General features: G+C 51.4%; 14 protein-coding genes and 2 pseudogenes. 11 read left to right on the top strand and 5 right to left on the bottom strand.

The genetic code is table 11. From position 1 onward, the window contains the following. The 3 genes from BCA33_RS17955 to BCA33_RS20060 form a co-directional block, all read left to right on the top strand. Window positions 1-168, top strand: a 168-nt coding sequence (locus BCA33_RS17955) for an ATP-binding protein (RefSeq protein ID WP_175469834.1), incomplete at its 5' end; no start/stop codon positions are given. A 323-nt stretch (window positions 169-491) separates the two neighbouring features. After that, the gene (locus tag BCA33_RS22595) at window positions 492-638 is read left to right on the top strand and encodes a DUF1294 domain-containing protein (protein ID WP_368087269.1); all 147 of its coding nucleotides are present in this window, start codon (window positions 492-494) and stop codon (window positions 636-638) included. Window positions 639-739: 101 nt separating this feature from the next. Then, window positions 740-1,273 (top strand): DUF4174 domain-containing protein, encoded by a 534-nt coding sequence (locus BCA33_RS20060; RefSeq protein ID WP_083394820.1) that lies wholly within the window; start codon window positions 740-742, stop codon window positions 1,271-1,273. On the opposite strand, the gene BCA33_RS17945 is transcribed toward BCA33_RS20060, so the two are convergent. After that, the gene (locus BCA33_RS17945; RefSeq protein ID WP_071268009.1) at window positions 1,201-1,653 is read right to left on the bottom strand and encodes an META domain-containing protein; all 453 of its coding nucleotides are present in this window, start codon (window positions 1,651-1,653) and stop codon (window positions 1,201-1,203) included. The two genes, BCA33_RS20060 and BCA33_RS17945, sit on opposite strands and share 73 nt — an antisense overlap. A gap of 203 nt (window positions 1,654-1,856) precedes the next feature. Between BCA33_RS17945 and BCA33_RS17940 the strand changes: the two are divergent. Then, window positions 1,857-2,746 (top strand): annotated as a pseudogene (locus tag BCA33_RS17940) (dienelactone hydrolase family protein). Here BCA33_RS17940 and BCA33_RS22335 read toward each other — a convergent pair. Together BCA33_RS22335 and BCA33_RS20335 are read right to left on the bottom strand one after the other, a co-directional pair. Next, on the bottom strand, window positions 2,738-2,920 hold the full coding sequence (locus BCA33_RS22335; RefSeq protein WP_254774587.1) for a hypothetical protein: 183 nt from the start codon (window positions 2,918-2,920) through the stop codon (window positions 2,738-2,740). The pseudogene BCA33_RS17940 and the gene BCA33_RS22335 overlap by 9 nt on opposite strands. Window positions 2,921-3,063: 143 nt before the next feature. Then, window positions 3,064-3,612 (bottom strand): hypothetical protein, encoded by a 549-nt coding sequence (locus BCA33_RS20335; RefSeq protein ID WP_139173054.1) that lies wholly within the window; start codon window positions 3,610-3,612, stop codon window positions 3,064-3,066. 212 nt (window positions 3,613-3,824) lie between these two features. Between BCA33_RS20335 and BCA33_RS20050 the strand changes: the two genes are divergently transcribed. After that, the gene (locus BCA33_RS20050) at window positions 3,825-4,235 is read left to right on the top strand and encodes a hypothetical protein (RefSeq protein WP_254774586.1); all 411 of its coding nucleotides are present in this window, start codon (window positions 3,825-3,827) and stop codon (window positions 4,233-4,235) included. Window positions 4,236-4,249: 14 nt separating this feature from the next. Beyond that, window positions 4,250-4,561: a hypothetical protein gene (locus BCA33_RS17925; protein WP_071268003.1), complete on the top strand. Its 312-nt coding sequence runs from the start codon at window positions 4,250-4,252 to the stop codon at window positions 4,559-4,561. A 367-nt stretch (window positions 4,562-4,928) separates the two neighbouring features. Here BCA33_RS17925 and BCA33_RS17920 read toward each other — a convergent pair whose 3' ends face one another. After that, on the bottom strand, window positions 4,929-5,732 hold the full coding sequence (locus BCA33_RS17920) for a DUF3750 domain-containing protein (protein ID WP_071268001.1): 804 nt from the start codon (window positions 5,730-5,732) through the stop codon (window positions 4,929-4,931). 332 nt (window positions 5,733-6,064) lie between these two features. Between BCA33_RS17920 and BCA33_RS17915 the strand changes: the two genes are divergently transcribed. The 5 genes from BCA33_RS17915 to BCA33_RS20570 all read left to right on the top strand — a co-directional run bounded on the left by BCA33_RS17915 (window position 6,065) and on the right by BCA33_RS20570 (window position 7,708). Continuing rightward, a complete protein-coding gene (locus BCA33_RS17915; protein WP_083394818.1) occupies window positions 6,065-6,535 on the top strand; it encodes a DUF1294 domain-containing protein in 471 nt (156 codons plus the stop codon). Between the two features lie 30 nt (window positions 6,536-6,565). Beyond that, on the top strand, window positions 6,566-6,787 hold the full coding sequence (locus tag BCA33_RS17910; protein WP_071267999.1) for a DUF4177 domain-containing protein: 222 nt from the start codon (window positions 6,566-6,568) through the stop codon (window positions 6,785-6,787). 3 nt (window positions 6,788-6,790) lie between these two features. Beyond that, on the top strand, window positions 6,791-7,048 hold the full coding sequence (gene yidD, locus BCA33_RS22940) for a membrane protein insertion efficiency factor YidD (RefSeq protein ID WP_139173053.1): 258 nt from the start codon (window positions 6,791-6,793) through the stop codon (window positions 7,046-7,048). Beyond that, window positions 7,026-7,400 carry a hypothetical protein gene (locus BCA33_RS17905; protein WP_071267997.1) on the top strand — a complete coding sequence of 125 codons (375 nt, stop codon included), beginning with the start codon at window positions 7,026-7,028 and terminating at the stop codon, window positions 7,398-7,400. Before yidD ends, BCA33_RS17905 begins: the two co-directional genes overlap by 23 nt. 146 nt (window positions 7,401-7,546) lie before the next feature. Continuing rightward, on the top strand, window positions 7,547-7,708 hold the full coding sequence (locus tag BCA33_RS20570) for a hypothetical protein (protein WP_175469832.1): 162 nt from the start codon (window positions 7,547-7,549) through the stop codon (window positions 7,706-7,708). Window positions 7,709-7,728: 20 nt separating this feature from the next. Here the strand turns inward: BCA33_RS20570 and BCA33_RS17900 are convergent. Further along, window positions 7,729-9,623 (bottom strand): annotated as a pseudogene (locus BCA33_RS17900) (EAL domain-containing protein); the annotation flags it as partial.

Here is a 9,623-nt window from a genome sequence, read left to right as displayed (position 1 = left end):
TGTCACGCCAACCAGCCATTCAGCGAGTGGGATCAGATCTTCCCGGACAGCATGATGACCGTAGCGGCCGTAGACCGACTCATACACCACGCGACGATTATCGAATTAGAGGGGGAAAGCTACCGACGACAGCAACAGCTTAAGCAGGCTGGAAAGAGTAAAAAGTAAGACCACCCAACCGGCCATCATAGTTGTCGCGGACCGGACAAGATAGTTGACGCCAGACACCATGAGGCGGTAGATGCGAACGAGGTAGATGAAGCGTTGGTGACAAGTCTCATGGAAATAACAGAAGAAATCAGTCGGGCCGTGGTCGCACTTACCGCAGGGTAAATTTTGTAATTACCCATATTGGGTAAAATAATGCCCAGTATGGGTAATTGGGTAGCCCCGTCCGGCGATAGAGTGTTGAGCGGTCGTTTTTCACCGTTCTTGGTGGCCTGTTCCATCGCGGTAATCTGCCGGTCTCTATCTTGGCTGCCTACGGCGGGGTGAGCCTGGTGTTGTTTGTGATGTACTGGATTGATAAGCAGGCGGTGTATCGGGGTGGGCAACGTACGGCTGAGAAGACGTTGCACCTATTTGAGCTTTTCTGTGGCTGTCCCGGTTTTCGCTTAGTAGCGATAGCCCCAGAATAGCCAGCCCTCCAACAGGTGTGAGAGATTTCTTGTCGCCGTTCGTATGATCAGGTGGGTACAGACGCTCGTATTTTTTGAGCGAACGATGTCGGGGCAAAGAAATGAGTCTCAATTTTTTCGTTACTAGAATCAAAACCGTTCTGGCGGTGATGCTTTCGCTGATTACACTGACCGCTCACGGGGCTGACATGGACAGGTTGAACGACTACCGGTGGAAAAGCCGGCTCATTCTGGTGCAAGCAGCCAGTGAGAATGGCGGTGAGATTGAAACGCTCAGGGGTGTCCGGGCCAAAGTGGATGACCGTGATATTGTCTGGTTTGTAAGCACTGGTTCGGGTGTGGTTTCGAATCAGCAATCTGTTTCGAGTAGCCTCGAGTGTGACGTGAAGGCTGTGCTGGAAGAGTCGCGTTCGGATGGCCGGGTCCTGTTGATAGGCAAGGACGGCGGCATCAAAAGCCGGGACTCCCATCTCGATCTTGACGCTATTTTCCGCCGTATCGACGCCATGCCAATGCGCGCTCGCGAGATGCGCTCCAGCGAGCTCACGCGTACCTGTCCAAGCTACGGCTTGGGTGACGACTGGAAAGCGCGGATAGTTTCTCCTTCCGGGGTGCTCAACAGCAATTCGCCGTGATCGCCAAAGCGCGCCTGGTTCACATGCATGAGCAGCTTCAAAAAAGATTCTTCCTGATTCATCAGCGCCGGCGCACAGGCCATTCGGGTAGATGCCATATTTTCGCCAACGGTAAATTCGGATCCATTGAGTTGGTATTCTCCGCTGTAACGATTGCAGGATGAGCTACCCCCTACCTTATTGCCTTCCATGAACACGATGCTGACACGAGAGCTATCGATAATGCCTTTGCCACTTATATCGTCCACAACCCACTCGCCGCCACGTATCAGGTTTTCCGTTGTCACATCGTTATCGGTGGCCCCGGGTGTATTTGCACAGGCGCTTAGAAAAATTGCGGAGCTGACTGCGCTAACGGCTAAAAATTTTTTTAATTCCATTTGAATACCCACTCTCTGGATGAACTTGATGGCGCCATATTATCTCGTTGGCCAAGCTTTTTTCCGGTTTCTTGCCAAACCGTCATGCGCCCATATCGGTGCAGGCCTGCTGAATCACCCAGTACAAAGCACGAAAACTGCCAGTTTTAGTGTTGTTACGCTATGGTACAAAGTCAGTAAGTGTTTAAAACCGAGGATCAGTTATGAATACGCCAACATCAGATCATATCCCTCAGGAAGCATTCGATTGGTATGATGAATATGCTCATGGTTTGATCGATCGACGTACTTTTATGCGAAAGCTCAGTGGGTTGGCTGTTCTTGGCTTTTCTATCAGTGTATTAACCTCCGCCTTATTGCCTGATTATGCCCTCGCAGAGCAGGTATCGTTTAATGATGAAGATATAAAGGCAACGTACGAAGAATTTGACTCGCCTGATGGACATGGCAAAGGCAGGGGTTATCTCGTTGTTCCGAGAAATGTGGAGGGTAAGCTTCCTGTTGTATTGGTGATACACGAAAACCGGGGCTTGAACCCTTATGTCGAAGATGTGGCAAGACGACTTGCTAAAGAGGGTTTTATAGCCTTTGCGCCGGATGCGTTATTTCCTTTAGGGGGGTACCCGGGTAACGACGATGAAGGCCGTGCAATGCAAAAAACGATGGACAGGGCGAAAATACAAAATGATTTCGTAGCCGCTGCACATTATTTAAAGTCGCACCCTGATAGCAATGGAAAATTAGGCGCTGTTGGCTTTTGCTTTGGTGGTTATGTTGTAAATTACCTGGCGGCGGTTGATCCAAGCTTCTGAGCGCCGGCGTGCCGTTTTATGGTACGCCTGCAAGCGAAAACTTACGTAAAAATATTAAAGCACCGCTCATGATACAGCTGGGTGAATTGGATAAACGCGTTAATGATACATGGCCTGAGTACGAGCAAGATTTAAAAGCGAATAATGTGGAATACACAATGTATATGTATAAGGGGGTTAACCATGGTTTTCATAATGACTCGACCGCCCGATATGATGAAGAAAACGCAGAGCTTGCATGGCAACGTACTATTGAGTTTTTTAATAAAAAATTAACTTAACCGGAAGTGATCATGACAGGTAAGCGCCTGAACGCAGCGGTGGAACAGCTCTGCAGAGAAAAACGGGTGCTCGCCTGGCTGCTCAGCCACAAAGAGTTGCCCGCCGGATTCGCGGATGCCGCCCTCAATCATCAGGTTATCACTCAGCTCAAAGTCCTCGATTGTATGGCCCATGGCGTCCAGGCCGGTGGTACTGCCCGTTCCCGGTAGTGCCGGCTATCCAGGGTGAACCCGAGTGCGGGCTTGCCCTGGCCAATCATGTAACCCACCTCGTACACGGTACCCGGGACAGACCTGCCCCGGTTGGATCAATAAGCCTAGTTCAGCCGGTCGAATGGGCGGTTATAGTTGAGGCTGGTTGGCCGCAGCTCTGGCGAACTGCCTGATTCTATTGATGTGTAGAGAATATTGTTATTGATGTAAACGATATCGTATTCGTTGATTTCGAAGTCGGCACCATTGAACCGCGTAACCTGCGTGTTGAGTTCAGTAGCGGTGACGCCGTCACTCAGCAATACATCTTCACCCAGTGAGAAATTGCCTGATGCAACAGGGTTTGGAGCCTCCGGCAACGGGGTCAAGCAACCGCTATCGATGAAGTTCTCGATACTTGTGGTGTATGTGCCGCGGGTAAAGGTTACGGTTACGATATCGTAGTGTAGTTCGCCATCAACTCTTCCGCATTGCTTCTTCCAAGTGCCCTCAAGTGCTGTGATCTGATCGCCTGGCGTTACGGGCCCGTTATCTTCGCCTTCCCCAGGCGACCCAGCATCTTCGTTGACTGATTCCAGATTGCTTCCATTGCCACCACCTCCGCAGCCAACCATCAATGCTGAAACGAGGGTGCACACTAAAATCCTTTTCATACTTGCATTTCCTAATAATATTGTATTTTTGGTTTCTGTTATATCATTATTGCATAAGGCGCAGGGCCGCGACAGGCCTGGCGCGTTCCTCTTCTGGAGTCAGCGCAGATGCTGGCTATAATGGTTTTCTTTTAAGAGTTACAACCAAAGTGATGCCTATTCAAAAGAATCCAGCGGTCTTGTTTCAGTGCACTCTTGTAAGATCGTTCAGGGTGCTGACGCTGCTATTACTGTCGTTAATCGCCGGCTGCACGAATATCGCCAAAGATGTCTCCCAAACCATTCATCCGACGTCCTCGTCTGTTTTGAGCACAAGTACGCTGTTATCTGTAGGCAGTGAGTTTTTCACCGGGAAGGGCTATCAGTGCGTTATCCGCGATGACCACAGCGCGCTTCGTTGCACCAAAGAACTTCGCGATCTCTATATTCATCAAACCCAAGCCGAGGTGCAGATTTATCCCGGCGACGGTAACGTGTACCCGCATACTCTGGTTACGTCGCGATGGGATGAAGGGCTGATTCCGGGAGAGTTTATTTCCAGTGAGTTTACTAATCCTGATGTGAAGGCGTTTTGTGAGTATCTGATGGCACAATCGTTGGGTAGTTGCCGGGCAATCCTCTAGAAAAAGGAAAAAAGATGACTCTGGGATGGGTGGTTGCAGGCACCATTGGGCAATGTCTTCTGGCGTACATGCTGTTTATGTTGGTGGTATTCGGGTTCAGTGCCGTGGGCACGACTCACCGGCCCACGCCGTTTGATTCCTCAGTGTTAGACTCTGGCATGTATTCCGTGCCTGCAAGCTGCATTGTCAGTGCTGTCATTGTAATTGTGCTTTACCGTATGGGCGCGGGTAAGCTGGCGTACCTTTGGTATACGGCGCCGCTCTTTTTGTTTTCGGGTTACCTGTTGTACATCAGGATGTTCATCGAGCGAGAAGCCAATCTGTAATGGCTTACTTTGAACTGTTGCAGCCAGACAGCGTATCGATGATTTGGCAGTCCATAATAACCCCGCCTTCAACACGTGCTCAGCCTTTCCAGTTCCTGTTATATCGCACGCAGGCTGAAAAATAGATCTGTCCCGGTTTTTCCGATTAAAGGCCAAATGGAGAAGCTCGGATTGATAACTGAAAGTCAGGCTTTTCGCCCCCATATCACCCTGTCCAGATTCAAGCGCCAGCCCTGTTTGGTTCAGGGCTTGCTGGCCGAGTATGGGGGAAACGGCTTTCGGGTCGTTTCAGGTGGATCTGTTTGCGCTTTTTGAGAGCAAACAGAGCGCCGATGGTTCGGTATACACAGTGCTTGATCGCTTCCCGTCAATTGGCATCTGAAACCTGCTCCATAACCGGGGCTTTGTGCCACGTTGAGCGATCCATCCAGGGATCGCGCAGGCCAATGTGCCCGATGCCGGGTAATTTGACGGCCAAAGCCAGAGGGTCAACACCAATATTGAGGCCGAGTATGTTCAGTTCAACACCCTCCCGGATACTCGCCATAAGGCCGAAATATCCATTGAGGGAGAACTGGTAGCCCGAACCGCTGGGCGCTTTCGCAAATACTCCGTCAGCGAGATAGTCTTTTCCGATGGCAATGTTGGGCAGGGCAACATCCAGTTCGGGTACCTGCCGGATTACCCAAGCTACAAAGGTATTGCTGTTGGGCCCAGGCCAGGCTTTGTATTCATTCGGGAAGGGGTAGGCGTCGATAGCTGTCCGGATATTGATGATGGCGGCGTCCGCTTTCTCACCACGGAGATCTGCCAGCAACATCGGCGGGTTGCCATACCAAGCGGTATCCGGCTCACCGGGGCGGGACCGCACCGCCTTATGACCCCAGCCAGTGACATCGTGAACCTCGTAGGTGGATGCCCCGCGCGCCTTGGTCGCAATCCAGGTATGGACCGCAAAATTGCCGCGCCAATTATAAGCTCGGGCACCATAAACCTGTACAACAGCTTCTTCGGTCTGGCCGGGTAGTGGCGCAATGCCTGCGCTGGAGCGATCGGTGTCACGCCAGCTCTGGCCAGACTGACTGCTACAGGCCGCGATCAGTGCGGGGCCTGCCAACAGAACCAACAAAAATACTGTGGTTCTGATGAGCCATCGAAGGGGTTTAATCATTCCGGGGTACCTCGGACTGCATGCATTGGTTGGTAATCAAAGCCCAACCAGTATACGTCTCATATAATCTTAAGTATCAATGCGAAGTTGATGCTCAGACAAGCCAGGGAGGCCTGATGTTCCATTGGCCGGAGTTACAAAAATCCTAAGGCACCGAATCAAAGACTGATTTATGTTTCACATCAGATTGATTCAAGGGTGCATAACAAGGATGTCTGAGAAATGGATTTGAGCCCGGTTTACCAGCTCCTTATTGCCGCACTCTGGTATCTGTTACCTCTTGCTATCATTGCGGGCCTGATCAAACCGCCCTGGTTTAAGGGAGAAGAGATTTGAAGCAGAAAGGATTACTCACTGCATGGAACGACGCCAAGGGGTTTGGTTTCATTGCTCCGGGAGTCTGGGTGGCGGCTGCTGTAGTGTTGGTGTTTTTCTCCATTCTGGCGGGCTTGTTCCATCGAGGTAATCTGCCGGTCTCTATCCTGGCGGCCTACGGCGGGGTGAGTCTGGTGTTGTTTGTGATGTACTGGATTGATAAGCGGGCGGCGCAGCGGGGTGGACAACGCACGGCCGAAAAAACGTTGCACGTCTTTGAGCTTTGCTGTGGCTGGCCCGGTGCGCTTCTGGCCCAGCAGGTTTTTCGGCACAAAACACGAAAGGGGAGCTATCAGTTTGTTTTCTGGCTGGCGGTCCTCGCCAATCTGGGTGCTCTGGGTTGGCTGCTTGTTGCCCCGGAAGCGAGCGTTTTGCGGCAGCAATTGGGCTTTAATTTGTTGAACTCTTTGCGGCCGCTTATCTGGTAGCCGACAGGTTTATTTAAAAAAGGAGATGTTATGACGGTTAAACATTATACCGAATACAAGATGGTCCATATCGCAGAGGGTGGCTGTGGGACGTTGCTGCTGGGTTCCTCCGGCTTGCCTTTAAAGAAGATTGAAGCGGAATTAAACCGCTACGCTTCTGAAGGTTGGCAGGTTGTATTCCAGGTTCTGGAGATGAAGCGCTTCTGGCTGTTTTGGCAGCGTGAAGCTGTGATTGTTACGTTGGGGCGTTAACAAGTGCTGAAAGCGCTGGCTCTGAAGGCCATCGGGTTTTATCGCCGCACTGGAGGCGGTACCCGATGGTTTGGCATCGACTGCAACTTTGAACCGAGTTGCTCTGCATACTCTGAGGAGGCCATTCGGAAATTCGGTCTTCGCAAGGGGCTGGCATTGACGCTTCACCGTCTTCGAAGGTGCAACAGGCCTGACGTGATCTGTAAATGCATCGAGCCGGTAACGTGGGATATTGAGCATGCTGAAGCAAGAAGAGGTTGATGCTGAGGAAGAGTCGCTCAGAAAGGCGATTCGGGAGCTTTCAGAAGATAAGCGGGCAGAATTCTATCGACAAGCCGGGAAAGCAGTTAAAGATCCGGATACATACGCCGCATTGAACTGGTTTTTTATCGCCGGGTTGCATCATTTTTATCTGGGGCGCTGGCAATGGGGGCTGTTTGATCTTGGTGCTCTGTTTGTTGCGATTGGCTGTTTCTTGGTTGGGTTGGTTTGGCCGGGAGTCATCTTGCTCTTGATCGTTTATTCGTGGGAGTTGTGGCAATTGTTCAGATCCCAGATCATCGTTCAGGACTGGAATAACCGGCTTTATCGCGATTTTTTGCGTCGCTATTAACCAACGAAAAGCGGAGTTGTCCCGGTTTTCCCATTTAGGTTTTTCGAGTTTGGTTTTCGCTGCCTATTCCAAACAATTATTTCCTAATTGGAATATCATAGAGGTTTGGCGTTGGTAAATAAGCAACAGTTAACTTGGAGAATATAATGAGTAAGACACCCGCAAAAGCGACATTAACTACTGCCATGATTGAGAAGCAGACTGCTGATTTTTTAAAGTCCGGCGGCGCTGTTGAGTATGTGGGCAAGGGTAAAAGTGGGCAATTCGCCCCTGCAGGTCCAACGCAGGTTAGCCCGAAAGCTGGCTGAATATCAGAGCGGGTTACGCGTTAAGTAGTAACGAGAGTTGGCTCAGCGCGTTCGGCCAGGAGAGTGATTGTTTCGAGCAATGCATCGGGCGCGGCGGGCCTGGCTAACAGGTAGCCTTGCAAGGTGTTGCAGCCCAGCCGCGTCAGCAGCTCCTGCTGGCCCAATGTTTCAACACCTTCTGCGACAATCCTCATTCCCAGCGTTTTACCCAGAGCAATGATTGCCTGAATGATCGCTTCATCGTCGTTGCCCTGGGCCAACTCGGTAATAAAGCCGCGGTCGATTTTCAGCTCATTGGCTGGCAGGCGTTTCAGATAGAGCAAGCTTGAGTAACCCGTGCCAAAATCATCGATGGAAATGGACACGCCAAGGGCAGACAGTTCGTTTAGCACTTTGAGGCTGGCTTCGGCATCGCGCATGGCAGTCGACTCGGTGATTTCAAGTACCAGGTGTGAGGGTGCCAGCGAGTGTTGCGTTAACGCCGAGCGAACAACCTCCACCAAGCTGTCGTGTTCCAGCTGAACAGCGGAGAGATTCACCGCCATAGTCCAGTCCCGATGGCCCTGATCGTACCAAACCCTCATTTGCCGGCAGGCCTCGTTGATGACCCAATTGCCAATGGGGACGATCAGTCCTGAGCTCTCGGCCAACGGCAAAAAGCGGTCTGGTGACAGAAAACCGTAATCAGGGCTTTGCCAACGCAGTAATGCTTCCATTCCGGTCATGGGACCGTTTGGTGCGATCACTTTGGGTTGGTAGTGCAAAACCAGCTCGTTGCGATCGACCGCCTGTCGCAGGTTCTGTTGCATCTGCATTTGCAGGTGCACATCGGCATTCATACCGTGCTCAAAAAAACAGTAGCCGTTGCGACCCTGCTTTTTGGCGTGGTACATGGCGGCGTCGGCGTTGATCATCAGCTCATGTTCGGTCTGACCATCCTGGGGGTAAATGGCGATACCGACACTGGTCGATATTTGAAGGAAATTATTCGAAGCCTCATAAGGCTGTTCAATTGTATCAATCAAGCGCTGTGCAAAAGCGGCGGAAATTCCCGGTGTGCTGGGCTCCAGTAACACTACAAATTCATCCCCCCCAAGCCTTGCAGCCGTGTCCCCTTCACGCTTGCTTACCAGAAGGCGGTGAGAGACTTCTTTTAGCAAAAGATCTCCCACATGGTGACCGTGCATGTCGTTGATAGCCTTAAAGCCGTCCAGATCCAGAAAGAGCACTGCAAACTCGCTATGGTTTCGCTGGGCCCGGTGTATCGCCTGCTCCAGGCGATCACTTAGAAGGACACGATTTGGTAGGCGGGTCAGGTTGTCGTGCAGGGCCAGCTTGATCAGCTCATTGTTGGCGTCGTCAAGTGAGTTGGACAGTCGGTTCGTGCGTACATCCAGCATTGACACAATAAGCGCAATGGCAAAAACTGCGAGGCTCACAATGATGACCAGCACGGCCAACCATTTTGTATCGATACCACTGTTAGCCGCACCACAGAAACTGTTGAGGGGGAACTTGGAAGCAGCCATTCCCGTGTAGTGCATTCCGATAATGGCGCAGCCATAACCAGAGCCGCACCCATGCGGCTAACAGTGGCTCGCTTGGCTTCTTCGCGCAGGCGGAAAGCCAGCCAAAGGGCTCCCAGGGAGGCAATAATGGCGATAATGATGGATAGCACAACCAACCAGGGTACATAAAAAATGTACGGATTCATGAGCATTGCTTCCATGCCGGTATAGTGCATGGAAGCAATGCCCAGCCCCATCAGAATGCCGCCCGATAACAGTCGCCCGAAAGGCAACTTGTCTTGGCACACCAGATAAAGTGCGAGTGCTGAGGAGGCGATGGCAATGAGCAACGAAAGCAGGGTCAGGGGAATGTTGTAGCCAGATCAATGGGAAGGCTAAAGGCCAGC

It is taken from the genome of Marinobacter sp. AC-23 (assembly GCF_001858325.1).
GTDB lineage: Bacteria > Pseudomonadota > Gammaproteobacteria > Pseudomonadales > Oleiphilaceae > Marinobacter.
Note: the sequence above shows the minus strand (reverse complement) of the source record. Positions and strands in the feature narration are given on the sequence as shown.